Below are 24,368 nucleotides of genomic sequence, written 5' to 3'. Positions count from 1 at the left end.
TCGTCCTCGATCGTCAGACGCTGAGCGCCGCGAGAACCGCCGCCCGCCAGCTGTTGTCGCGGATGACGACACCGGCCAGCCGGGTCAGCGTGTCGAGCCAGGACGGGCTGGTCGTCCATCCGATGTCGCACCCCACGCTGCGGTCCAGGTGGATGAGGAAGTCGCCGTCGGGTCCTCCGGTGCCGTCCACGTTCATATTGAAGATCGCGACGTCCTTACCGGTGCGGACCGGCTGTCCGGTCGCGCCGCCCAGGATCTTCCATTCGTAGACCGGCTCCTTCGACCAGGCCAGGTTGATCCCGAACTCGCGGCGGCTGTACCGGAGGAAAGAGTCGCCACGCCCGTTGGCGAGCGCCACCTTCTCGCCGAACGCCACCGGGCGGGCCTGGTCACCCGGACGGGCCAGGAACCAGCGGCGGACCGCCCGCTCGGTCGCCGGTTCGGTGTCGCGGCTGTAGATCAGGTTGATCCCGAAGTTCTGCTCGCCGTACTGCAGGAGCTTGCGCAGCTTGAGGCTCTTCAGGCTGAGGTTGCGGTCCGGCCGGCTTTCGAAGACCGACTTCGGGTAGATGAGCTCCGGCTGCGGCCGGCCCTGACCGAAGCGCCACTGCTTGAGCTCGGTGGCGATGTTCTGGATGTTGATCGTTGCAGCGGTGGACATGTCGTCGCTCCTCCTGGATCGGGTGCTGATGCCAGGAAGCGTCGCCCGGGCCGGATAGGCGGCACATCGGGAACTGACCCTTAGATGTGAACGCCGACCTCCTCAGGTATTCCGCGACCGACCTGGGGCGGGCATCCTCAGAAGAGTGGGGCCGGCTGATGAGGTCGTGGCGGCGGCCGTCGGTGGACGGTCCGGGACACTGCTCGTCTCCGGTGAGGCCGGGATCGGCAAGACCACGATGGTCCGGGCGGCGTGCGAGGGCGCTCCGGCTCGTACGCTCTGGGTGCCTTGCCTGCCCCTTGCCTCGCTCGCGGCGCCGCTCTTGCCCCTGCGCAGCGCCATGCCCGCGTTCAGCACCGTGCTGGAGTTCGACGACCACCTGGAGCAACTCGCGGCCGAACGACCGGTCCTGCTGGTCGTCGACGATCTCCAGTGGGCGGACCAGAGCTCGCTCGACGTGCTGATGTACGTGATCGCCGGACGAGCCGAACGGCGGCTGGCGGTGCTCACCACGATCCGTTCCGGGGAGGACCAGAGGTTACGCCGCTGGCTCGCCGACGTGCGCCGGCTCCCGGGGGTACGAGAGATCACGCTCGACCGGCTGGACCGGGTGTCGACGCGCGAGCAGATCACCGTCCTGCTCGGCCGGCCACCGTACGAGTCGCTGGTGGACGACGTCCAGGAGCGCAGCGACGGAAACCCGTACCTGACGAAGCTCCTCGTCCAAGGCCTCGACCCGGACGCCCGGCACCTGCCGCCACACCTGCCCACGGGCCTGCGTGACGCGCTCGCCCGCAGCTGGCACGATCTCTCGCCCGCCGCTCGCCGGCTGACCACCGAGATCGCCGTCGCCGGGCGGCCCTCGCCGGTGTCGAGCCCGGAGCCGGTCGACGCCGGCATCCTGGCCGCCACCGACGACGGGCTCTACTGGTTCACCCATCCCCTGCTGGCCGAAGTCCTGGTCGACCAACTGCTCCCAGACCAGCGGCGGGCCATGCACGCCGAGCTGGCCGAGCGGGTCGACGATCCGATCAGCCGCGCCGATCACTACTTCCACGCCGGGATGCGGTCGGCGGCCTACGAATCGGCACTCCTCGCGGCAGATCACGCCGAAGCGTCCGGCGGCAGCGCGGAGTCCGTCCGTCTGCTGACCCGGGCCTTGAAGCTGCGTCCCGAGAAGGAATCCACCGTGCCGCTCCTGCGTCGCATTCTGCGGGCGGCGAGGCAAGCCGGTCGGCACGCCGAGGAATTGGCGGCTCTCGACGAGTTGCTGGCCGTCGTCGACCATGCGACGCAGCCCCTGACCGCGGCCGAGTTGCTGGCGCGGCGGGTCAACCTTCGCTACGGCCTGGGCATCGAGCTTGCCGGTCTTCCCGACGCGACGCTGGCCGAGCAGTTGTCCGCGGCTCATCCGCACAGCCGGGAGCATGCGCTGGCGGTGGCCGCGGCCGCCTACGCCATGTTGTGGCACGGTGTCCCGGAGGGGGCCGCGCGCGCCGCCGAGGCGGTACGGCTGGCCCGCGCCGGCGGTTGGCCGGACGCCACCGGATCCGCCCTGATCGCGCAATCGCTGGCGTATCACCAGAACAGCGACCTGGCACGCGGCGCCGAGGCGGCCCGCCGAGCTTGGACGATGGCGTTGAGGGCCCGCGACTTCGACCTTGCCGTCGAGGCCATTTACATGATCATGAACACGTCAACGGTGTCGACGTGGACGGCACTGGCCGACGAAGCCCGGCTCTGCCGCGAGGAGGCCGAGCGCTCCGGCGCGCCGCACGGTCACGTGTCGGAGATCTGCTCGCTCGAGGCCGAGACCCTGCTCACCGCCGGCGATTGGACGGCCTGCCTCGATCGTCTGCGAGTGACCCTGGGCGCCCGGCCCAGCGTCCTCGCCGACGCCCGGGCCCGCAACACGGCGGCTCTGCTGGCCGGCCGCCAGGGTCGCACGGCCGAGGCGGAGGCGCACGCGGCGCGGGCGGCTGAGTTGATCATGAGGCCGGCCGAATTCCACGCCTTCAATTTCGACGCGGTGCAGGCGGAGCTGGCCGTGACCCGCGGCGACACGCAGCAGGCGTTCGACATCGCCGCGCACGGCTTGGCCATGGTGCCTCTGCCGCTCTGCTCGGAGGTCCTTCTGCCCATCGCGGTACGGGCTCTCGCGGACCGCATTCTGGTCTGCCGCGAAGGCAGCCCGGACCACATCGCCGAGCTCGGCCGCCTCCGTGCGCTGCGGGAGTGTTATCCCACGGTGGTGGGCGACGACATCGCCCCCGCCGAGTTCGAGTTGCGGTGGCGGGCGGCCCTGCAATGTATCGCCGACGCCGAGACGGCGCGGGCAAGGCGGGACGAGAACGAGGCGGACCAATGGCACGAGGCGGCCGAGGCGTGCTTCACCGCCGGCATTCCCTGGGACGAGGCGTATTGCCGGTGGCGCGCGGCGCAGTCCGGGCTGCGCCCCAGGAGCGATCGCGTCCAGGCCACGGCCGCACTGCGCCGGGCACATGAGCTGGCCGTCGACCTGCGGGCGAACCCGCTCCTCGCCGACATCGAAATGCTCGCCGCGAACGTACACGTCACCCTCGGTGCCACTGGGGAGCCGGCCACGACCCTATCCGTACCCGGTCTGACCGCCCGGGAACTGGAGGTGCTCACCCATCTCGCCTCCGGGAAGACGTACCGGGAGATCGCCCACACGTTGGTGCTCAGCGAGAAGACCATCAGCGTCCACGTCTCCAACATGCTCCGCAAGACCGGAACGCGCAGCCGCGCCGACCTCGTCGATCACGCCAGACGCCGATCCCGTCACCCGAGCCGGTAGAGGATGGCGCCGTCGATGTCCTCGCGGGTGATGCCGAGGCCGTCGATCGGGCGGCCGGGCACGCCCTCCCACGGGGTGCCGCTCAGCCACTCGGGCAGGACGACGACCGACCTGATGCCGTCCGCCCGCAGCGCCGCGATGCTTGCCGCGTCCGGGAAGGTCATGCTGCCCGAGCGGATCCGCTCCTGGCCGGCCGGGACGAAGGTGACGATGCCGTTGGGGATGCGCGGGAAGCCGTTCGTGGACCACAGCATGATGGACATCTCGAGACTGCCGCCGCTGGGCAGCACCAGGGTGGGTTCCGCCGCGGCGCCCATCGCGGCCGGATAGCGCAGCAGCTCGGGGTGGGGGGTCTTGTTGATGCCCTCGACGACGACCAGCCCGAGCGGGATCAGCAGGGCGAGGCGGAGCGCGACGAACTTCCCGCGGGCCAGGTGCTCGGGCCGCCCGGCGCCGGCCTTGGGCCAGGGCGCGACGTCCCGTACGTGGGTCACGAAGGCACTGACCGCACCGGCGGCCAGGATGGCCATGAGCAAAGTGGTCCACAACGTCATCCGGCCTGGGGTGCGCAGCGCCGACCAGCCCGGCAGGTGTTTGGAGAGGGTCAGGTAGCCCGGGTCGCCGTTCCAGGGCAGAGTCGCGCCGAGCGCCAGCACCACCGCCACGGCAACGCCGATGCTCAGCAGGACCCGGTGGCGGGTCCGGAAGACCGAGAAGAACATCCCCGTCGTGGCCAGGACGAGCAGGACCACGCCGCACAGCAGCGCCATCTCGGGCGGCCACGGCAGTTCGGAGCGCGCCGCGGCGTGCCGGGCACCCCACAGCCAGGACGACTCGGGCGCGATGAAAAGACCCCGCCAGGCCGGCGAGTACGTCTCGGTCCAGGCCAGCGAACGGTCGGCCTGCGGGTTGAGCTGCACGACCCGGGAGAAGGCAAGCCCCATGTACAAGGTGGCGGCGCCGAAACACACCCCGCCGACCAGATCGGCCACCAGCAGACGACGCCCGAAGGCCGGCCGGCCGCGCCGCCACCAGACCCAGCCGAAACACGCCGCGGCCACCAGACAGATGAAGATCATCACGTACGCGAAGACGAGCCCGATGGCGAGCCCGAGGCTGATCTGCCAGGCGCCGACCAGCCAACCGGCCAGCGCCCACCCCGGGCTGTGCCGTTCCGGGCGGTGGCCCCGGCGCAACGACCAGCCGTGGCCGCGAGCGATCATGGCCAGGCTCAGCGCGATGCCACCGGTGGAGATGACGTTCAGGTGCCCGACATGCGCGAGCCGCCACGGTGCGAACGCCCATGCGACGCCGGCCACCGTCGCCCCGAGCGGATGGGCGCCCAGCTGGCGGGTCAGGGCGTACGCCCCGACGAAGGCGAGCGCGTGCAGCAAGACGTACAGAATGTTGTAGCGGAGGACGGCCGCCTCCATCCCCGACCCGATCATGCCGAGCGGCATGTAGCCGAGGACGGTGTCGGTGAAGGCCAAGGAGTACGGGTCGGGATAGAACGTGTTCGAGTCCCACAGGTGCAGCGGATTGTGCAGCAGCGCGTGCCCGCCCCAGGCGATCTGCCAGGCGAACATGGCCGGGTCGCCGATGTCGCCGGGCACGGTGTGGCGGGGGTCGCGCATCGTCGGCCAGGTGAGCAGCACGGCGAGCGCGAGACTGCCGAGGATCACCAGGATCCATTCACGGCGAGCCCACAGCCGCCTCAACACGCTCGGCGCCGCCACGGGCCCTTGATCGCTCCCGCCGGCCACCTGCTCACCGGGCACGGCCGCAGCAACAGCGCCGCCCGACGAACCTCCGATTGCGCTCACCCAAGCCCCCGCATTCCCCGGGTCGGTCGTACCACCCCCGACGCGTCACCAAGCGGAGCACATTGTCACACATCAATGTCACTCCGTGGTCGACAAGCCCGCTGACCGAGAAGGCAGGCTCGGCGATCCGCCGGTCGACGAGCTGCTCGCTTGGCGCAACAACTTGAACAACCTGATCGAGGTCATCAACCAGCCGCCGCGTGTCGGCGGCCAAGCGTGACGCCGCGCGGCAGACGAACGGAGGCGGACTGCCGACCATCCTGACTGACAAGTCAGAGAAGACCAGGAGCCTCAGTCGGCAGCCCTTCTGTTCGCGCGACATCGAGCATCCGTTTGTCGTAGGTAACCAGCGTGTCCAGCGAATCACCAAGGACTTGAGCACTGGCTACCTGAATCGCGTCGAGCGTCCGGAGGGAACCAGGGAGCTGGGCTGCCGCGCTGGGAACGCCACAGGGATCGTGGCGTGTGGTGGACTGGGTGGCGTGCAGATACGTCCAGCGGAACTGGCGGCCATCCGTGCCGGCGATGTCGATGTGGCGTTCCGGCGGTGGGAACGGCCTCTGGTCAAGGTCGGTACCCGGATGCGTACCGCGGTCGGGCTGGTCGAGGTCACGTCCGTCGATCCGGTGGCAGTGGGGTCGCTGACTTCCGCGGACGCCCACCGGGCCGGCGCGGCGTCGCTGGCCGCGCTCCGCCAGGGATTGGACCGCCTGAACCCCGACCGGCCGGTCTATCGGGTCGGGCTACGGTACGCCGGTGTCGACCCGCGGCAAACGCTGCGGCAGACGGTGCCCGAGGCCGCGGAGATCGACGTGATCGTCGCGTGGCTCGACCGGCTGGACCGCGCCTCGCCGACCGGGCCGTGGACCCGGGCGACGCTCCTGCTGATCGACGAACTGCCGGCCACCCGGGCACCCGACCTCGCCCAACGGATGGGGCGGGACACCCCGTCCTTCAAACAGAACGTGCGCAAGCTGAAGGAACGCGGCCTGACCGAGTCACTCGACATCGGGTACCGGCTCTCGGCGCGCGGCGCCGCCGTCCTGGACCACGAGGGTCATCCCCGGGCGGCCCAGGATCGACCGGAACTGGAGCCCGGCACCCCTCTGCCCCACATCGGCGCACCCGCGACACGGGCACTCAACGCGCTCGGCGTGGTCCGGCTCGAACAGGTGGCCGCTTTCAGTGAGGATCAGGTCCAGGCGCTGCACGGAGTGGGGCCGTACGCCCTCAGCCGACTGGGAACGGCGATGGCGGCGGCCGGGCTCGCTTTCCGCGACGACCCTGCTGCCGACGCCCGGGCCGAGACGCCCGGCTCGTTCTGATCGATGGCGTACTCCGCGCGAACCAAGCGGCCCCGCTCTAATCCTGGCCTCAGGTTGCTCGGGAAGAGTAAGCGGCAAAATACCGACTGAAAGGGGGCGGGCCGGCGTGCGGATCATGATCGCGGATGACGAGGCGGCCATCCGTGAGTCGCTGGAGCGGGTGCTGCAGGTCGAGGGCTATGACACCAGCAGCGTCGCCAACGGTCTCGATGTGCTCGACGGGGTCGGTGGGGCCGGCGGTGACGCGCTGGATCTGCTCATCCTCGACGTGATGATGCCCCGCCTCGGCGGCCTGGAGACCTGCCGGCGGTTGCGGGCCGCGGGCCGGGATCTGCCGGTGCTGATGCTGACCGCCCGTGACCAGGTCTCCGACCGGGTCGCGGGGCTGGACGCGGGCGCCGACGACTACCTGCCCAAGCCGTTCGCCACCGAGGAGCTGCTGGCCCGGGTGCGGGCCCTGCTGCGCCGGCGCACGCCGGGCGACGGGGAGTCGCAAATTCTGTCGTACGCCGATGTCCGGCTCGATCCCGACAGGTTCGAGGCGTGGCGGGGCGGGCGGCCGCTGCGCCTGACCCGGACCGAGTTCTCCCTGCTGCAGGTCCTCGTGCGCAACGCGACCCGGGTGCTGACCCGCGACGCGCTGTTCGAGGCGATCTGGGGATTCGACATGAGCGCCACCGCCAACAACCTCCAGGTGTACGTGAGCTACCTGCGCCGCAAGATGGAGGCCGAGGGTGAGCCGCGATTGATCTACACCCTGCGGGGCCTGGGATACACCTTGCGGGAGACTCCTCCATGAGCTGGAGGGCCGCCGGCCGGGCCTCGCGCCGGCTGACCCGTTGGTGGCGCCGGCGGTCCCTGCGGACCAGGCTGACGGTGATCGCGGCGACGGCCATCGCGGTCAGCGTGTTCGTGTCCTTCCAGGTGGCCAGCGAGCTGCTGGACGGGGAACTGCAGGACGCCACCGAGGATCAGCTGCGCGCCGACTCCCGCGCTCTGGCGGCGAACGCCGAGCGGGCCGGTCCGGCGCAGGTGGAGCTACCGCCATATCCCGGATCCGGTCAGCTGGTACGGGTCATCCTGCCCGACGGCTCGACCCGGACGCCGTACGGCCAACCCGCGCTGCCTCCGGTCAGCGGGCCCGCCGGGCGCGTGGCGCAGGGCGGGCCGGCCGACCTGATGGAGTCGGGCGACCGGGACGAGGACGGCCACATCATCTACACGCTGCGGGCGGGCGGCGGCGCGGTCCAGGTGGCCCGCGTCGCCGACGACAGCCCGATCAACCAGTTCGGGTTCGGCATGCTGCTGATCGGGCTGCTCTGCGTGGTCGGCGGCGCCCTCGTCGGACGGACCGTGGCGCGGACCGGGCTGGCGCCGATCGACCGGCTGACCGCGGCCGCGGTCCGGGTCGCGCACACCCGGGATCTCGACGCCGACATCCCGGATGAGGGCGGTGGGGAGATCCGGCGGCTGATCCAGGCGATCAACGACATGCTGGCCGCGCTCCGCGACTCCCGGCGGGCGCAGCGGCTGCTCGCCGAGGACGCCGCCCACGAGCTCAAGACCCCTCTCACCAGCCTGCGCCTCAACGTCGAGCTGCTGATCCGGCTCGATCGGCGCGGCACCCTGGACAGCGCGCTGCCGGCGGAGAGCCGGACCCGGCTGCTCAACGATCTCGGCGCTCAGGTGGCCGAGTTGAGCACCCTCGCCGCCGAGCTGACCGACCTGGCGCGCGGTGACGTCAGCGACGAGAGCACCGATGTGCTCGACCTCGCCGACGTGGTGGCGACCGCCGCGATTCAGGCGCGTTCCCGCGTACCCGACATCGAGGTCGCGCTCGACGTGACCTCCGTGTGGGTGAGCGGGCGTCCCGCCGCGCTCCAACGGGCGGTGCTCAACCTCGTCGACAACGCCGGCAAGTGGTCCCCCGCGGACCAGCCGGTCCAGGTCCGGCTTCGTGCCGAGGGCGCGTCGGCGGTGCTCGAGGTCGACGACGCCGGGCCGGGCATCGACGCCGCCGACGTACCGCGGGTGTTCGACCGGTTCTACCGTGCCGACAGCGCCCGGGCGTTGCCGGGATCCGGTCTGGGGCTGTCGATCGTGCGGCGGGTCGTCGACGCCCACGGAGGCCGGGTCACCGTCGCTCGCTCCGCACGCGGTGGCGCGCTGCTCCGGGTCGACCTTCCGGCCGCGGCCCCGCCCGACCCGGGCGCGCGGCTCACCACCGGGACCGAAGGGCGGCGGCCGTCGGGCCGATGAAAAAGGTCCGGGACGGGTCTGGTTCCCGTCCCGGATCTCGTACGTGCCGCCGCGCTCACCGTTGCAGCGCGGGCTCCTCATCCTCCACGAGCGGCCGTCGACGGTCCGGCGGTTCCACCGGTCGGGACAGCCGGCTCGGCCACCACATCCGCCGGCCGATCAGCAGGGTGAGGGCGGGCACCAGGACCGACCGCACCAGCAGGGCGTCGAGCAGCACGCCGAAGGCGACCAGGAACCCGACCTCGATCAGCATCACCAGCGGAAGGGTGGCCAGGACCGCGAACGTGGCTGCCAGGACCAGGCCGGCCGAGGTGATGACACCACCGGTGGCGGAGAGGGCCTTGAGCATGCCGTCTCTGGTGCCGAGACGCACGGTTTCCTCACGGGCCCGGCTGGCCAGGAAGATGTTGTAGTCGACGCCGAGTGCCACCAGGAACAGGAAGGCCAGCAGCGGCACCGAATAGTCGACGCCCTTGAACCCGAGGATCGTGTCGAAGACGAACACGCTGCCGCCGAAGGCCGCGGCGAACGAGACGATCACCGTGGCCATCAGGATCAGCGGGGCCACGATCGCGCGCAGCAGCAGCCCGAGGATGATCAGGACGACGGCGAGCACGAGCGGGATCACCAGCTTCTCGTCGCGGCTGGTGGTCACCTCGGTGTCGAGGTTCTCCGCGCTCGGCCCGCCGACGATCGCCTCCGCCCCGTTCACCGCGTGCACGGCGGTGCGCATCCGTTTGATGGTGTCGTACTCGGCGACGGTGTCCGGCGCGTCCGTCGGGAACACGGAGATGTCGGCCCAGCCACCGCTGGTCCCTCCCGGCACGGCCACTGCCACACCGGGAGTCCCCTTGACGATGTCGAGGACCCGTTCCTGGTACGCCGGCCGCGTGAAGATCGTCATCGGCTGGCCGCCCAGCTCCGGGAAGTGCTGGCGGAGAACGGTGAAGCCGGTGACCGACTCCGGCGCGTTCAGGAACTGGTCCTGCTCCCGCAGGGCGCCGGTGTTGCCCGTCAGCCCGATGGCCAGCACGCCGAGGACACCGAGCGAGCCAAGCGTCGCCACCCACCGGCGGCGGCTGATGGCAGTGCCGAGCCGTCCCCACAGCCCCGGCTTCTCCTGTACGGCCGTGCTGAACCGCGGGATGGCCGGCCAGAAGACCCGCCGGCCGAGCACCACGAGCATCGCCGGGAACAGCGTCAGCATGGCCACCAGCGCGCACAGGATGCCGGCCGCCCCGATCGGGCCCAGCCCGCTGGTGCTGTTCAGGTCCGCGACGAGCAGGCAGAGCAGGCCGGCGACCACGGTCGCCGCGGACGCGACGATGGCCGGCGCCGCGCCGCGTAGAGCGTGGACCATGGCGACCCGGACGTTCTCGTGGTGGTGCAGTGCCTCCCGATATCGGGCGATGAGCAACAGCGCGTAGTCCGTGCCGACGCCGAAGACGAGGATCGTCAGCAGCGCCGAGTTCTGGTCGTTGACCACGATGCCGAAGCCCTTGACGAGCAGGTAGACGGTCGCCATCGCGGTCAGCGCGGCCGCGCCCACGGCCACGAGCGGGATGAACCACAACACCGGGCTGCGGTAGGTGAGGATGAGCAGGAGCGTGACGACGATGACGGTGGTGAGGAAGACCTGCAGGTCGATGCCGTCGAAGACGGCGTCCAGGTCGCCGTCGATCGCGGCGGGGCCGGTCACCTCGAGTTCCAAACCGGCGGGGCGGTCCTTCGCGGCGTCCCGCAACGGACCGACGATGGTCTCCGGTGCGCCGTAGGTCGTACTCACATCGAGGGTGAACATCATCGCCTGGCCGTCGGTGGAGGGTCTCGTCGGTGGTCCCTCGTCGTCCTCACCGGCCGGGGCCGGCACCTTCGGCGGGTACTGCTTGGCAAAGGCGTCGTAGTGGCGCTCGACCGTCGCGCGGTCGGCGCCGGTCAAGCCGCCGGCGCGGTGGTACACGAAGACGAACGTGTTGTCCTCACCGCCGGGGAGACTGTCCTCCAGCACCGCCACCTTGGTGGACTCGGCGCCGGCGGGCAGGGTGTCCACGGCTCTGTCGGTGGTGACCGAGCTCAACTTTCCGCTCAACGGCACCATGACCGCGGCCAGCACCAGCCACAAGCCGATCACGAGCCACGGCACCCACCGGCCGGGTGGCGCTTCCCTGGCTGGCGCTCCGTTGACTGACATCAATAGCCTCCTGACGGGTCGCATCACTTTGTCTGAGGCCGAATTCGTACCGAGCGAATCTGAGACGACCGTTAATCCGGTGATCAGGCCGGCCGGCGAGGCCCAGGCAACACAGCCGCCGGACCGGGAGTAGTACCGCGGTACCGCCTCGCTCCCGACGATGACGACCGCGGTACGACGAGAACTGACGGAATCGGTCCTAGCGTTCGGGCTATGAGGAAATCTGACAGTCCACGGTGGAAGTTCGTGGCGGGCGCCATGACACTGGTGACAGCGTTCGCTGCTGTCGGAGCCTGCGGATCGGACGCCGACAGTGCGGCGCCCTCAGCGACCGGCCCGCACGGCGCGCACGCGGGCGGGTCGTCGGCTCCACCGCAGCCGGTGCGCGCCGGCGAGCGGTTCCTGGACCTGAAGATGGCCGAGGCCTACACGCCCACGCCGCCGGAGGGCGGCGGCTCGGACGAGTACCGGTGCCAGCTGATCGATCCGGGCCTGACCAGGACCGCGTTCCTGACCGGGACCCAGTTCGCACCGGAGAACGTCGCCATCGCGCACCACGCCATCGTTTACGCGGTGCCGCCGGGCGGCGCTCCCGCGGTGCGTGAGCAGGACGCGAAGACCCCCGGTATCGGCTGGCAGTGTTTCGGCGGAACCGGCGTGGCCGGCGCCCAGGTCGAAGAGGGGGACGCGGCGTGGGTGGACACCTGGGCGCCGGGTGCCACGGAGACGCTGCTCGACCAGGACGCCGGCCACAAGCTGGAGCCGGGCAGCCTGGTCGTCCTCCAGATCCACTACAACCTGCTCGCGACCGACGGCAAGCCGACCGGATCGGACCGCTCGGCGGTGCGGCTGCGGCTGACGGACGGCACGCCCCGGACCCGGGAACTCGAAACATGGTCGCTCGACGCGCCGACCGACCTGCCCTGCGCCGCCGGTGAATCGGGTCCGCTCTGTGACCGGGCGGCATCGATCACGGACGTGACGAAGCGGTTCGGGCCGGAGGTCGGCGACATGGCGGACGATCAGGTGGAGGAATGCAACCCGGGCGGCGCGCCGAAGCCCGGTGACACCCAGACCTGCGACCACGAGGTGGAGGCGCCGGCGACGCTGTTCGCCGGTTTCGGTCACATGCACATGCTCGGGCGGGCGATGAAGGTCGAACTCAACCCGGGCACGCCGAACGCCGAGGTCGTGCTGGACGTGCCGCAGTTCGACTTCGACAATCAGCGGCTGATGAAGCTGCCGTCGCCGGTGGAGATCGGTCCCGGGGACACGCTGCGGGTGACGTGTACGCACGACGCGGGGCTGCGCAAACTGCTGCCGCAGCTGAGGAAGCTGCCGCCCCGCTACGTCGTGTGGGGCGACGGCACCAGCGACGAGATGTGCATCGGCATCATGACGGTCTCCCCCCGCAAGTCCTGACGGGTGCTAAACCGGCCGGGTGAGTCTCAGGTTGTAGGCGAGGATGACGGCCTGGATCCGGTCCCGTGCCCCGATCTTGGCGAGGACCCGCCCGACGTGGGTCTTCACCGTCGACTCCGACAGCGTGAACCGTTGCGCGATCTCGCCGTTGGTGAGGCCGTGGCCGATGGCGACGAGCACCTCGCGTTCGCGATCGGTCAGAAAGTCCAGCCGGGGATCCGCCCGCACAGGCCCGCAGAGGTCATCGTCGAGCTGGTCGGCGAACGCGTCGAGCAGCCGCCGGGTCAACGCCGGCGCGATCACCGAGTCCCCGGCGGCGACGGCCCGGATGCCGGCGAGCAGTTCCTCGGGGCGGATGTCCCTGAGCAGAAAGCCGCTCGCCCCGGCCCGCAGCGCGGCGAACGCGGACCGGTCCGAGTCGAGCGTCGTCAGCACCAGGACCCGCGAACGCCCACCGGTGGCGACGATGCGCCGGGTCGCCTCGATCCCGTCGACGCCCGGCAGGCGGATGTCCATCAGCACCACGTCGGGACGCAGCTCGGTGATCCGGCGAACCGCCTCGCCACCGTTCCCGGCCTCGCCGACGATCTCGGTGTCGGCGGTGCTCTCCAGCAGCATGCGAAAGCCGAACCGCTGCAACGGCTGGGCGTCCGCCACGAACACAGAGATCATGAATGGCTGCCTTCCAGGATCGCGGCCGTCCGGTAAGGGGCCGACGCTGAACCCGTGCTGCCGTGAAGCGCGGCGCGTCCGGCCATGCCGACGAGGCCGAGACCCGCGTCGCCCGGCGATGCCTAGTTCATACCGAGCGATCCTGAGACAACTGTTAGAGCGGTCCTGACAGGCCAGGGTGCGGGGACCCCCGAAGGTCCCCGCACCCCGTCGTACGCGGTCTGTCCGATCAGCTGTAGACCTCGAACTCGAACAGCGAGTAGCCCCAGGCGGTGGCCCGGGCCGTGCCGTTGATCCGCACATACCGGCCGGTGGTGGCCAGCGCGGTGTGGTCGTCGACCGCACCGTCACCGCCGGTGATCGTCCGGGCTGTGGTCCAGGTCGTCCCGTTGGCCGACGTCTGGATCTGGTACGCGGACCCGTACGCCCCCTCCCAGGTCAGTTTGACCCGATTGACGGGGTAGGACTGACCGAGGTCCACCTGGATCCACTGCGGGTCGGCGAAGGCGCTCGCCCACCGGCTGGTCAGCGAACCGTCCACCGCCGCGGAGGCCGGGTAGGCGACCGCCTCGGTGCTCGACGCCGTCGCCGGCTTGTTCACCGCCAGGTTGCCCGAGGGCTGCACGACGCCGCCGCCGTACACCTCGAACTCGAACAGCGAATAGCCCCAGGCGGTGCCGCGGGCGGTGCCGTTGATCCGCACGTAGCGACCGGTGGCGCCCAGCGCTGTGTTGTCGTCCACCCCACCGTCGCCGCCGGCGACCGTCCGTACCGTGGTCCAGGTCGTCCCGTTGGCCGACGTCTGGATCTGGTAGCCGGAGCCGTAGGCCGCCTCCCAGGTCAGCTTGACCCGGTCGATGGCGGTCGACTGGCCGAGGTCCACCTGGATCCACTGCGGATCGCCGGCCGTGCTCGCCCATCGGGTGCTCGGCGAACCGTCCACCGCGGCCGACGCCGGGTAGGCGACGGACTCCGTGCTCGACGCCGTCACCGGCTTGTTCAAGGCCAGGTTGCCCGTCTGCGGCGGGGTGGTGCCGCCAGAGGTGAACGTGAAGTCGTCGAGGTCGAACAGCGATCCCGCGCCGCCGGTGAACACCAGGTACAACTGCTGCGTGCCGGCCGGTGGGCTGACCGTCCCGGTGACGTCGGCCCACGTCTCCCAGCCGCCGGTCGGGGCGACCTGCACCGTGCCGGCCACCGGGCCGGTCGGTGAGCCGGTCCGCACGGTCAGCGTGCCACCGACGCCGGCCGAGGCGACTCGCGCTTTGATGCCGGTCACGCCGGCCAGGTTGTACCGGGCGAAGGAGATCCAGTCGCCGTTCTCGATGTAACCGATGGCATTGCCGCCGTGCGCGTTGGCCTTCGCGGCGACCTGGACGCCGTTCATGGTGCTGAAGTGTTCGGCCTGCCGGGTCCGCGGTTGCAGCAGGTGCTGAGCCGAGACCGCGACCCCGGTGACGGGGGTGTACTCCGCGGCGAGCACCCCGAAGATGTTCGCGCTCGCGTCGTGCTCACCATCCACAGTGGTCTGGATCGCGCCGCTGCAACCGTTCTTGCTGGTGATCGGGTGACCGTGGCTGTCGTGGCCGAGCACGTAGTTGAGCACGACCCGGTTGCAGTCGATGGTGCCGGCATTCGGGTCGGTGACCCTGATCTCGTACGGCACCAGGTCGCCGAACTGGAACACCGATCCGTCGGGCGGTGCGATCAACTGGATGGACGGCCGGCCGACTCCGACGACCGTACTGGCCGTCGAGGTCTTGCCGCCGGAATCCCGTACCGTCAGCGTCGCGGTGTATTCGCCGTTCGCCGGGTAGGTGAACGTCGGGTTGGCCGCCGTGGAGTCGGTGCTGCCGTTGCTGGTGAAGTCCCAGGCGTACGTGATCGGGTCGCCGTCCGGGTCGTTGCTGCCCGCCGAGCTGAACTGCACGGTCAGCGGGGCCGCACCGGAGGACGGGGTGGCGCCGGCCTGGGCGATCGGAGCCCGATTGCCGCCACTGTTGTACTCGATCCGGTAGAGAGCCGAATTCTCATCTCCGCCGAACCAGGTCGTGCCGTAGTCGAGAACGTACAGGGCGCCGTCCGGGCCGAACTCCATGTCCATGATCGCCGTTCCGGTCCACGGGATCGGCTCGATCGCGCCGGCCGTGCCGTCGCCGTTCAGGGTGACCGCCTTGATCCAGCGACTCGTGAATTCCCCGAGCAAGACCTTTTTGTCGTACGACGCCGGGAACTTCACATCGGACGCCAGTGCGGGGTTGTAGTTGTAGACGGGGCCGCCCATGGGTCCGCCCCCACCCAGCTCGGGCCGCCAGGGACCCTGCCCACCGTAGGGCAGCCAGGCCGCCTGCGACGCCGGCAGCGCCGTGACACCGGTGTTGTTCCGCGAGTTGTTCGTCGGCCCACCAGCACAGTTGTACGCACCGGACGACGGCCCGGTGGGGAACGCGTACTCCTGGTAGGGGGTGTTGTAGTTGGAGCAGTAGGGCCAGCCGAAGAAGCCCGGCCGGGTGATCCGCTCGAACGAGACGGTGCCCGCGGGCCCGCGCTGCGGGTCGGCAGCGCCGGCGTCGGGGCCGTAGTCACCGAGGTAGACGACGCCGGTGGCCTTGTCCACGCTCATCTTGAACGGGTTGCGGAAGCCCATGGCATACACCTCGGGCCTGGTGTTCGGCGTGCCCGGGGCGAACATGTTGCCGCCCGGGATGGTGTAGCCGCCGGTCGCGCCGGGCTTGATCCGCAGCACCTTGCCACGCAGATCGTTGCTGTTGCCCGAGGTGCGCTGCGCGTCGTAGGCGGGATTGCGGTCGGCCCGCTCGTCGAGCGGCGCGAACCCGGCCGACTCGAACGGGTTGGTGTCGTCACCGGTGGACAGGTACAGGTTGCCGGCGGCGTCGAAGTCGATGTCGCCACCGACGTGGCAGCACAGCCCACGACTGGTCGGCACGTCGAGGATCGTCACCAGCGAGGCCGGGTCGATCGTGTTGTCGTCCCGCACGGTGAACCGGCCCAGCTTGTTGGAGCCGTTGAACGGAGCGAACTGCGCCGCCGTACCCGTGGACGGAGCGTCGCCGCCGGGCGTGCTCAACGGTGGCGCGTAATAGACGTACACCCAGCGGTTGGTGGCGAAGTTGGGGTCGGCCTTGATGCTCTGCAGACCCTCCTCGTCGTGGCTGTAGACCGGCAGCGTCAGCGCGACCTTGGTGTTGCCGTTGACATCGGTGTACCGGATGACGCCGTTCCGCGAGGTGTGCAGCACACCCCGGTTGGGCAGCACGGTGAGGCCCATCGGCTCACCGGTCTCCGCCGCGCCCTTGGCCAGATTGACCTGGCTGAACGTGCCGGCGGGACCCTGCACCGAGCAGTTGCCGAGGTTCTGCGCGGCGTACTTGATGCCGCCGAGCAGGTGGGTGCGGAAGTGGGCCTCGGTGTAGCTCTCCTGAGTGTGGCCGAGGCCGGTGTACCAGGATCGGCCGCCGTCGTAGGGCCGGCACCACGAGATCGGGTGGTCGCCGTTCATGCTGCCGCCGGTGTACGTGGCCTCGTTGAGATTCGCGAGGACGTGCACCTGCGGGCGGGGGTTGGTGCGGTAGTTGTACAGCTCGTCGGTGCGGTTCCAGTTCACCGGGATGCCCGCGTTGGACGGGTGAGCGGTGTCCTCGATGCGAACGGTGGCCGGCTGGATCGCGGGGTGACTGGCGAAGTAGGCCCCGACGAGATTGCCGTACCAGGGCCAGTCGTATTCGGTGTCGGAAGCCGCGTGTACGCCGACATAGCCGCCGCCAGCGCGAAGATAACGCTCGAACGCGGCCTGCTGGGTCGCGTCGAGCACGTCGCCGGTGGTGGACAGCCAGATCACCGCCTTGAACCGGGCCAGGTTCGTGTCGGTGAACTGTGCGGCGTCCTCGGTCGCCTCGACCGTGAAGTTGTTCTGCGCGCCCAGTTGCTGGATCGCGGCGATCCCCGCGGGGATGGCGTCATGCCGGAACCCCGCGGTCTTGCTGAAGATCAGCACCGAGAAGTCGGCAGCGAAGGCCGGGGCGGCGTTGACACCCATCCCGGCCAGGACAAGGGCGACGATCAGTAGCACTCTGCGAATCATGGGGTCCTCTCGTGAGGAAGCAGCCGAGACGTGCGCCGATCACGTCTCGAACGTGGCCGCGGTAGGCGCCCCCGCGATGGGTCCCTGAGCGCGCATGACAGTGCCGCGTCGGTCCCAGCGGTGGAGGGTCGGCACGTCGCGCATCGGGGGACGTCGCGCGGCGCCGCGATGGGGGATGGAGGTGGTCGTGGGCGGCTGCGACGGCACCTGATCGGGGATGCGGTGCCGTCAAGTCTTGGAGCTCAAAGCCTCGGAGAGCGCTTTCTCAGAGGTGCTGAAAAGTTAACAGATTCGTCATCGCCCATCAATGCCTTCATCGACCGTCATGAAACCAGGCAGCCGAAGTTCCCCTCGCCCGAGAACGCAGGACGCCGATCGACGAACCACTGCGACGAGTACGAACTGGCCAGGCCCCGCCTACCATCGCTTCAACGTCGACCGAGCAGGTGCGACACAAGCGCACGCCACACCTGCTCGTTAAGGCAACGCAACCTCCGACTGTCCCACTGGGCGGAGAGCGCTTCCCGAGACCTCCCGGCAACCTCGACGCCGACAAAGGCGATCAACATGCCGATGGTGCCGCTGGCGACTTCTCGTCCACACCCAGACGTGCGCGACGCGCATAGACAGCCTTCCTTGCGTCATGCCACAAATGTCTGCGCCTTCAAGAACTCGGAGCCGTCTTGAGGGGCAGAGGGAGGCGCGGGCAGTGCAGCATCGCCAGTACCGGTAACTGCAGCGGTGGCCCGCCACGGAGATATGGCGCTGGCTGCGATCGGCACCCCATGCGCAGCGCCGGGCGATGGTGGCATCCGCTGGGCACGTCTTGCCGGATCCGCAGGTCGGGTCGGGTCCGAACGTCCAACTGAGAGCTATGGTGTCCGGAGATACCCGGTTCCGGGGGCGCCGTTCATCGAATCGTTGGGGGTGGCCGATGCCGCGACGGACTGTTGTGGCCCATCCCGACTTCGGTCGCAAGCTCAAGGAGCTGCGTGAACAGCATGGACTGTCGCTGCGCCGACTCGGCGGGATGATCCATTGTTCGCACGGCCACCTATGGGATCTCGAGTCGGGACTGAAACGTCCGAGTCTGTCGGTCGCGGTTCTGCTGGATCAGTCGCTCGAGGCGGGTGGGCAGTTGTCCGCCATGGTGTCCGAGGTGTCAGCCGACACCGATGCCCGGCCGGTCGCGCTCGCACAGGCGGTGGTGGCCGTGCCGTCCGGGCTAGAGTTCGCGCCGGACTGGCGGCACGGCATAGATGTCGCTGTTGATCTTTGGCGAGGCGATATGCAGCGGCGGGACCTTCTTCGACAGGTCGGCTTCAGCGCGACGGCCTTTCTGCCTGCGGCGATGCGGTGGCTGATGTCGTCGCTCGACGAGCGCCCGACCGGCAACGGTGAGCGGCTGATCGGGGCCGCCGACGTCGAGACCGTGCGCCGGATGACCTCGACGTACCGATCACTGGACAACCAGTTCGGCGGCGGCCACATCCGCGACAGCCTGGTCCGGTTCCTCAACGCCGATGTCACCGAGCTGATCAGCGGCCGCTACGACGCGGCGACCGGCCGCCAGTTGCTGTCCGCCGTCGCGGAGACGACCCAGCTCGCGGGCTGGGCTTCGTATGACGCCGGGCTGCACGGGATGGCCCAGCGATACCTGATCCAGGCTCTGCGCCTCGCGGCGGGTGCCGGTGATCGGGCGCTGGGAGCCGAGATTCTGGCGGCGATGAGCCATCAGGCCGCGTTCCTGCGCGCGTCCGGCGAAGCGGTGGATCTCGCCAAGGCCGCCGGCCGCGCGGCAGCCGAGGCGGGTATCGCCGCGATCGAGGCGGAATCAGCGGTCCTCGAAGCCCAAGGTCATGCCGTCGGCGGCAACGAGAAGGCCTGCGCATCGGCGTTGAACAGGGCAGAGATGATTTTCGACAAGGCTGACCGGACCAGCGAGCCGCAGTGGATCGGCTACTTCGACGAGTCGTACCTGGCAGCGAAGTTCGGTCATTGCTTCACCGCTCTGGGCAGGGGCGATATCGCTACGCGGTTCGCCACTCGGTCGCTGGACATGGACGGTCGGCAGTATGCGCGGGGACGGCAGTTCAACCTCGTCCTGCTGGCCGTGGCGCACGCGCAGAACGACGAGCCGGAAGAAGCCGCGCGTGTCGGTGTCGACGCGGTCGAAGCCACGGAAGGGCTGCACTCGTCACGCGCCCGCGACTACCTGACCGACCTCGCCGATCGTCTCTCCAAGCATGTCGGGCTACCCGCGGTGCAGGACTTCGCCGAGCGGGCCCGACCGGTCCTGGCGAGCGCCTAAAGTTTGCCGGCCGCCTTGCGTAGCAGCAGGGCGAGCAGCCCGGAGACGGAGCCGGCACCGACGATGGTGCCGCTGTCGATGTGCTGCTGGATCTCGTCGAGCGGGATCCAGCCGAGGCGCTCTGCTTCGTTGATGTCCGGGGCCGCGCCGGTGAAGTCGGCCCCACGCGCGAGGTAGACGATGTTCTCCTGGTCGATGGTGCCCACCATCGGCTGGAAACTGATCAGCTTCTCGATGCTCCGAGGCCGCCAGCCGGTCTCTTCCTCGACCTCGCGAGCAGCGCAGGTCATGGAGTCCTCGGCCGGGTCGAGGTAGCCGCCGGGCAGTTCCCAGACCCAGCGGTCCACGATGAAGCGGTGCCGCCACATCATCAGCACGCGCTCGTTGTCGTCGAGCACGATGACCATCGCGGCGGCCGGAATGCGCAGGACGTACTGCTCGAAGCGGACGCCGTCGGGTAGCTCCACGTCCGCGATGCTCAGCACCGCCTTGCGGGTGTCGTCGACGACCCGTTCCCCGTGGATGGTCCACTCACTGGCCCTTTTCGGCTCAATGCTCATCAGCGCACTGTAGCCGTACGCCTTCCGGGTTGTACTCCGACACCTGTCGCGTCGGCTGACAGCGGCTGACGCCTGCCGCCTTCAAATCTGGGTCACCGGACCGCCACGCTGTGACCGAAACACCTGGTAAATCACAGCTAAGCCCACGGCGACCGCCGCACGACGACGGCCGCCACCCCTTGGATCGAGACCGGGCACACGGTCCCCGCCGAACCACAGAAACACCCGGGTCAGCGGGACCACCGTGACGGTACGTCACAGATCGATGTGCCCTCGCCCATCACGGAAGGCAGGACATGGCGACGACCACGAACGACCTCGTTCGCGGAGGTGAAGCCCGGTGGTGGCGATAGCGGCGACGAGCGCGCTCCTGGCGGGGTTCCTCGCGGGCCTGATCAGCTTCAAGGTCAAGAGCCGATGGTGCCCGCACTGCGGCGCGATGACCACCGCCGACCTGCCCGCCGCGACCACTCCACCACACCCTCCGAGTACGCCAAGTTGGGCGACGCAGCCGACGCAGTCCTACAACCAGGTCGGGCGGGCGGGAGCACTCACTCCGGCTCAGCGGCGCCGCGCGAACGGTGGCCATTGATGCTGATACCGAGGACGCCACATCAGCCCGACCGGCCGACGTGGGATTGCTTGGCCTGCGGTGAACCGTGGCCGTGCGCGCCCGGCAAGGTCGAACTGGCCGAACAGGTCTCGGTGAATCGACGATCGCTGCGGCTCTACCTCGAGTCCTGCGCGATCGACATGATCGACGACCGAGCCGACGGGCACCACGTCAGCGGCCGTGACGACGCGATCTACGACCGCGTCCTCGGATGGCTCGACACGTCCCCGCCTGCTCCGGTCCACCGCGCGACGCGACGGGCGGCCTGACGATCATGCGGCACTACCCGCCCGCAGTGCTCGTCCACGTACCGGAGTGCATGGAGGGGTCCGCGCTTCCTGCGGTCATGGCGTCCGTCCTGGAAACCGGCTTCTACAGCCACCGATTCCACTTCTGCTTCGCCGAGGCCGGCTACCACCTCGCCACCGTCACGGCCGCTCATGTCATCCGTGACGGCATCGTCCCGATGGTCACCGTGGAACGACTCGACTACCGACCACATCGCTACGTCGCCAGCGACGACCAGCCGGCCGACGCCCTGCACGCCCGTTGTCGCGTCTGCTACGGCACCCACGGCGAGGACGAACCGAGGCCACACCCCGCAGTCGGAAGCGAAAGCACTTCCTCATGAACGCCCAGCGATCGGGTTCTCGGCCTTCAGACGCCCGGTCCGGTCGCCTTCCCTGCAAAGACGATCGGCCGCCTCCTGGAGAACCCCGCCTACACCGGCGACATCGTGTACGGCGACACCCACGTCCCTGACGCCCACCCCGCGCTCAACGACAGCGCCACCTGGGACCACATCCGCGAGATCGCCGACTCACGCTCCGACGCCCACAGCCAGCGAGCCATGAACGGATCCGACTACCGCCTCACCGGCCTGATCAAGCGACGATTACCTGACCGGCTCGGGACTGGCCGGGAGTCGGCTCCCGGCGCGCCCGACTGAGCTCTGGGAAGCAGATCCAGCACCCGGCGATCTCCGCTCGGTGCGCTCGGCCTCCGCAACCGCCAGGACCGCCGCGTGGTTGGCGTCGCTGTGGGTGTTCTCCCAGCCCGCCTCGACGTGGCAAGGGTCGCACTGGTCGTTGAAGCTCTTGCCGTTCTTCGAGGTGGGGCGGCGCTTCCCGCAGATCACGCACAGCTTGGGAGCCTTGCCCGCCTGGGCAGCTGCCCTCTCCGCGACGGCGCGGCGCTCCAGTTCCTCGGTGATGGCCGGCACCAGCGCATCCTTCTTGGCGGCGGACATTCCCTTGAGACCCAGGTCCTTGGCGAGGCTGCGGAGGGCGGGAACGGTGGTCGGCAGCTCCGTAGCGGCGGCAGTCATGGTTGGTCCCTTCGGTTGGGGTCGAAACCGGAACAGTCACGCTCCGTCACCAAATACGCTACGCCAGGTAATTGGAATGTAGGTACAACGAGTTTGCCGCGTCAACGAAGACGCAGGTCGGCCACTCCTGCGTCCGGCCGTTACGTAACTGGCGCGGACGGGTCGAGGCCGCCAGCACCTGGCTCATCTTCGAGCGGCGCCATGTACCGCGTCATGGCCGCGTTGACGGGCCAGTCCGCTCGGTTGCCGACCCAGGCCACCATATTGCGAGCTTGACCTAGAGTGCCGAGCAGCCAGATCAACCAGACGTAGCCAAGAATCATCGAGACGACTGCCAACCCCAAGAGCCATGCCCTCGCCCAGCCGTCGAGTTCGCCTTTCACCACAAAGATCGTGATGGAAAGGCCGGCAGCGAAAAGTATCGCAACCAAGTGGCGCAATGCGACGAAGCCTGCGCGCAGGAGATAGCTATTGAAGGAAACAGGATTTTCTTTGAACCATTGGATGATTCTTTCGTGCTCATTCCACATTTCAGCTTCCGCTAGCTGCGCAGCCTCTGATCGACGCGCCCAGAACACCTGCCATTTCGGCGTCAAGATGTTGGCAAGAATTGAAAGCGGGATGGAGGCCGCAAGGCCAACCAGGAAGAGGATCAACTTGCCCTCCGTCGGCATGCCGGGTTTTGGTCCAGGATGGACCATCGGGCCAAGAATGCAGAGCCGCTACCAGGAAACTATTGTAGGTATATACCAATGAAAGGCTTAAGCTAGCATCTCGTCATTCGAAGGGACCGAGCGATGATGCCTCCGGAATTACCCCCAGCCGATGCCGATCCGATCGTCTGGACGCTCACCCGGCAAGTGGCCATCGACCACCGGCCGGACTCGACGGGCTTCTGCGTCACATGCCGGGAGTGGTCCCCGTGCGGCCGGGCGGAGTGTGCCGGCATCGTTCTTGAGTTAGGCGCTCGGTGCAGCTGACTGCTGCCTGATTGTGAGTGACAGTCTTGAGTTCCCGCTCGTCAGCGCGACGGCGCATCGCCATCGAACGCCCGTTCCATCGACGTATGGTGCGTCCGTCGCTACGGTGCGCTAATGAGCCAGGATGCGGCGGCCCAGGCGTTTCGAGTTCGTACAACTACAAAGCATCAGCCTCCCAACGTTCTTGACTTCACGACGGTTGACGTCAAGCAGGGCAGGCGGGTCTTCGAGTCGGCCACCATCCTGACTATCTCGGATGAGGAAACCGGCGAAATCAAACGGCGCGAGTTCAAGGTGCAAACCTTCGGCAGGAGCCTCAATGGTCCTGGCTTCAGCTTCGAGGACAGGGCGGAGCATCGGTGGTATTGCGAGGATCGGGAGATCGAGGCAGTCAGGGATCTGCTCAACAACGCTTTCCCAACCGCTGGCGTCTACCAATTTCCCGCGCACGATTCAGCCGTCCAGCAGCTGATTGCAGGTATCGATGAGGGTCGCGTCGATGCGGAAGCTGTCCACCGTGTGGTTACGGCAATCTGCAACGCACCCGATTTAGCGGAGGCCCTCGCACGGATGGACGAGGCGGGGGTGCTCGCGGACGTCATCGAGCGAAATCGCCAGCTCCAGGGCCTCCGCAGATGGCGCCAGGTTGTCGAAGATCCCGCCAGCCTGGAAGGAGACATCCAGAAGGTTCTGGACCAAGAGTGGTGGGTGTTCGGAGGTCGCTACATCAAGGCCGACGTTCGCCGGCAACTCGTGCCGGGGGACGAGATGGATCTCCTGCTGGTCCGGTCAGATGGATCGCTGCATGTAGTCGAGATCAAGCAGGCGAATATCCCCAAGTTAATTCGGGAGCACCGGAGCCACTATCGGGTCGGCAACGAAGTGCACGAGGCGGTCTCGCAGGCGGCCAACTACCTGCGAAGCTTGGACGAGCAGCGTGACTTCATCCTCAACCGCTTCAAGGTGGATCCGCGTCGTGCGTCAGCGACGGTGGTCATTGGCCATCCGATGTTCGTTGAGAGCCGAATTCCGCAGGAAGCTATCAACGAGGCAATCCGTACCTACAACAGCCATCTCTCCCGCATCGAGGTGATGACGTTCGCAGACTTGATCGAGGGCGCTGAGGGCTCGTTTGCCCTCACCGATGCGGATGGCGAGGACGAAGGCGAGCGAGACGTGGAGGAGTACTGGCCGGAGCCAGAAGAGGACCCGTGGCCGGAACCCGCGTCGTACCGCGATCCTTGGGATGATCCGCCGTTCTGAGGCGGCTTGGACTCAGATGCCGCTGGACGGACCGCATCGGA

Annotated in this window: 18 protein-coding genes and 1 pseudogene; 11 read left to right on the top strand and 8 right to left on the bottom strand. The window is 68.8% G+C overall.

Annotated elements, in window-relative coordinates:
- Positions 1-13: 13 nt before the first annotated feature.
- A complete protein-coding gene (locus HJC40_RS00345; RefSeq protein WP_249997527.1) occupies positions 14-661 on the bottom strand; it encodes a hypothetical protein in 648 nt (215 codons plus the stop codon).
- Positions 662-806: 145 nt separating this feature from the next.
- Here HJC40_RS00345 and HJC40_RS45980 point away from each other — a divergent pair, with 145 nt between their 5' ends.
- Complete coding sequence (locus HJC40_RS45980; RefSeq protein WP_308200811.1) at positions 807-3,479, top strand: LuxR C-terminal-related transcriptional regulator; 2,673 nt, start codon at positions 807-809, stop codon at positions 3,477-3,479.
- On the opposite strand, the gene HJC40_RS00335 is transcribed toward HJC40_RS45980, so the two are convergent.
- Entirely contained in the window at positions 3,464-5,242 is a 1,779-nt protein-coding gene (locus HJC40_RS00335; protein WP_374271052.1) for a hypothetical protein, read from the bottom strand. The two genes, HJC40_RS45980 and HJC40_RS00335, sit on opposite strands and share 16 nt — an antisense overlap.
- 145 nt (positions 5,243-5,387) lie before the next feature.
- Between HJC40_RS00335 and HJC40_RS45020 the strand changes: the two genes are divergently transcribed.
- The 4 genes from HJC40_RS45020 to HJC40_RS00320 all read left to right on the top strand — a co-directional run bounded on the left by HJC40_RS45020 (position 5,388) and on the right by HJC40_RS00320 (position 8,886).
- Positions 5,388-5,522, top strand: coding sequence for a hypothetical protein (locus tag HJC40_RS45020; RefSeq protein WP_284042506.1), 135 nt, complete (start codon positions 5,388-5,390; stop codon positions 5,520-5,522).
- Entirely contained in the window at positions 5,503-6,627 is a 1,125-nt protein-coding gene (locus tag HJC40_RS00330) for a hypothetical protein (RefSeq protein ID WP_249997525.1), read from the top strand. Before HJC40_RS45020 ends, HJC40_RS00330 begins: the two co-directional genes overlap by 20 nt.
- Positions 6,628-6,742: 115 nt before the next feature.
- The gene (locus HJC40_RS00325) at positions 6,743-7,426 is read left to right on the top strand and encodes a response regulator transcription factor (RefSeq protein WP_249997523.1); all 684 of its coding nucleotides are present in this window, start codon (positions 6,743-6,745) and stop codon (positions 7,424-7,426) included.
- Positions 7,423-8,886 (top strand): ATP-binding protein, encoded by a 1,464-nt coding sequence (locus HJC40_RS00320; RefSeq protein WP_249997521.1) that lies wholly within the window; start codon positions 7,423-7,425, stop codon positions 8,884-8,886. Before HJC40_RS00325 ends, HJC40_RS00320 begins: the two co-directional genes overlap by 4 nt.
- 55 nt (positions 8,887-8,941) lie before the next feature.
- On the opposite strand, the gene HJC40_RS00315 is transcribed toward HJC40_RS00320, so the two are convergent.
- Entirely contained in the window at positions 8,942-11,077 is a 2,136-nt protein-coding gene (locus tag HJC40_RS00315) for an MMPL family transporter (protein ID WP_249997519.1), read from the bottom strand.
- A gap of 258 nt (positions 11,078-11,335) precedes the next feature.
- On the opposite strand from HJC40_RS00315, the gene HJC40_RS00310 reads away from it, so the two are divergent.
- On the top strand, positions 11,336-12,499 hold the full coding sequence (locus tag HJC40_RS00310; RefSeq protein ID WP_249997517.1) for a monooxygenase: 1,164 nt from the start codon (positions 11,336-11,338) through the stop codon (positions 12,497-12,499).
- 6 nt (positions 12,500-12,505) lie between these two features.
- Here the strand turns inward: HJC40_RS00310 and HJC40_RS00305 are convergent, their stop codons facing one another.
- Both HJC40_RS00305 and HJC40_RS00300 read right to left on the bottom strand, forming a co-directional pair.
- Positions 12,506-13,171 (bottom strand): response regulator transcription factor, encoded by a 666-nt coding sequence (locus HJC40_RS00305; protein WP_249997515.1) that lies wholly within the window; start codon positions 13,169-13,171, stop codon positions 12,506-12,508.
- A gap of 229 nt (positions 13,172-13,400) precedes the next feature.
- Positions 13,401-17,273 (bottom strand): ThuA domain-containing protein, encoded by a 3,873-nt coding sequence (locus HJC40_RS00300; RefSeq protein WP_249997513.1) that lies wholly within the window; start codon positions 17,271-17,273, stop codon positions 13,401-13,403.
- 952 nt (positions 17,274-18,225) lie between these two features.
- Here HJC40_RS00300 and HJC40_RS00295 point away from each other — a divergent pair.
- A complete protein-coding gene (locus HJC40_RS00295; protein WP_249997511.1) occupies positions 18,226-19,584 on the top strand; it encodes a helix-turn-helix transcriptional regulator in 1,359 nt (452 codons plus the stop codon).
- On the opposite strand, the gene HJC40_RS00290 is transcribed toward HJC40_RS00295, so the two are convergent.
- Positions 19,581-20,147, bottom strand: coding sequence for an NUDIX hydrolase (locus HJC40_RS00290; protein WP_374271051.1), 567 nt, complete (start codon positions 20,145-20,147; stop codon positions 19,581-19,583). The genes HJC40_RS00295 and HJC40_RS00290 overlap by 4 nt on opposite strands.
- 702 nt (positions 20,148-20,849) lie before the next feature.
- Here HJC40_RS00290 and HJC40_RS00285 point away from each other — a divergent pair.
- From HJC40_RS00285 to HJC40_RS00275, 3 genes and pseudogenes are all read left to right on the top strand, one after another.
- Positions 20,850-21,026, top strand: a complete 177-nt coding sequence (locus tag HJC40_RS00285; protein WP_249997508.1) for a hypothetical protein — start codon at positions 20,850-20,852, stop codon at positions 21,024-21,026.
- Between the two features lie 77 nt (positions 21,027-21,103).
- Positions 21,104-21,388, top strand: a complete 285-nt coding sequence (locus HJC40_RS00280; RefSeq protein WP_249997506.1) for a hypothetical protein — start codon at positions 21,104-21,106, stop codon at positions 21,386-21,388.
- A gap of 33 nt (positions 21,389-21,421) precedes the next feature.
- Positions 21,422-21,706: pseudogene (locus tag HJC40_RS00275) on the top strand (recombinase family protein); the annotation flags it as partial.
- On the opposite strand, the gene HJC40_RS00270 reads toward HJC40_RS00275, so the two are convergent.
- Positions 21,653-22,084 carry a Rho termination factor N-terminal domain-containing protein gene (locus tag HJC40_RS00270; protein WP_249997504.1) on the bottom strand — a complete coding sequence of 144 codons (432 nt, stop codon included), beginning with the start codon at positions 22,082-22,084 and terminating at the stop codon, positions 21,653-21,655. The pseudogene HJC40_RS00275 and the gene HJC40_RS00270 sit on opposite strands and share 54 nt — an antisense overlap.
- A gap of 140 nt (positions 22,085-22,224) precedes the next feature.
- Positions 22,225-22,740, bottom strand: a complete 516-nt coding sequence (locus HJC40_RS00265; RefSeq protein ID WP_249997502.1) for a hypothetical protein — start codon at positions 22,738-22,740, stop codon at positions 22,225-22,227.
- A gap of 438 nt (positions 22,741-23,178) precedes the next feature.
- Here HJC40_RS00265 and HJC40_RS00260 point away from each other — a divergent pair, with 438 nt between their 5' ends.
- The gene (locus HJC40_RS00260) at positions 23,179-24,327 is read left to right on the top strand and encodes a Shedu anti-phage system protein SduA domain-containing protein (protein WP_249997500.1); all 1,149 of its coding nucleotides are present in this window, start codon (positions 23,179-23,181) and stop codon (positions 24,325-24,327) included.
- Positions 24,328-24,368: the final 41 nt, after the last annotated feature.

It is taken from the genome of Actinoplanes sp. M2I2 (assembly GCF_023544445.1).
In the GTDB taxonomy this organism is placed as follows: domain Bacteria; phylum Actinomycetota; class Actinomycetes; order Mycobacteriales; family Micromonosporaceae; genus Actinoplanes.
The sequence above is the reverse complement of the archived record's forward strand: the minus strand, read 5'-3'. Positions and strand labels throughout refer to the sequence as shown.

What these genes read in the sequence shown, in the direction of transcription:
- HJC40_RS00270 (WP_249997504.1), bottom strand. Translation starts at nt 22,084, where the DNA reads ATGACTGCCGCCGCTACGGAGCTGCCGACCACCGTTCCCGCCCTCCGC.
- HJC40_RS00305 (WP_249997515.1), bottom strand. Translation starts at nt 13,171, where the DNA reads ATGATCTCTGTGTTCGTGGCGGACGCCCAGCCGTTGCAGCGGTTCGGC.
- HJC40_RS00310 (WP_249997517.1), top strand. Translation starts at nt 11,336, where the DNA reads ATGACACTGGTGACAGCGTTCGCTGCTGTCGGAGCCTGCGGATCGGAC.
- HJC40_RS00260 (WP_249997500.1), top strand. Translation starts at nt 23,179, where the DNA reads ATGAGCCAGGATGCGGCGGCCCAGGCGTTTCGAGTTCGTACAACTACA.
- HJC40_RS00315 (WP_249997519.1), bottom strand. Translation starts at nt 11,077, where the DNA reads ATGTCAGTCAACGGAGCGCCAGCCAGGGAAGCGCCACCCGGCCGGTGG.
- HJC40_RS00345 (WP_249997527.1), bottom strand. Translation starts at nt 661, where the DNA reads ATGTCCACCGCTGCAACGATCAACATCCAGAACATCGCCACCGAGCTC.
- HJC40_RS00320 (WP_249997521.1), top strand. Translation starts at nt 7,423, where the DNA reads ATGAGCTGGAGGGCCGCCGGCCGGGCCTCGCGCCGGCTGACCCGTTGG.
- HJC40_RS00300 (WP_249997513.1), bottom strand. Translation starts at nt 17,273, where the DNA reads ATGATTCGCAGAGTGCTACTGATCGTCGCCCTTGTCCTGGCCGGGATG.
- HJC40_RS00280 (WP_249997506.1), top strand. Translation starts at nt 21,104, where the DNA reads ATGGCGTCCGTCCTGGAAACCGGCTTCTACAGCCACCGATTCCACTTC.
- HJC40_RS00325 (WP_249997523.1), top strand. Translation starts at nt 6,743, where the DNA reads ATGATCGCGGATGACGAGGCGGCCATCCGTGAGTCGCTGGAGCGGGTG.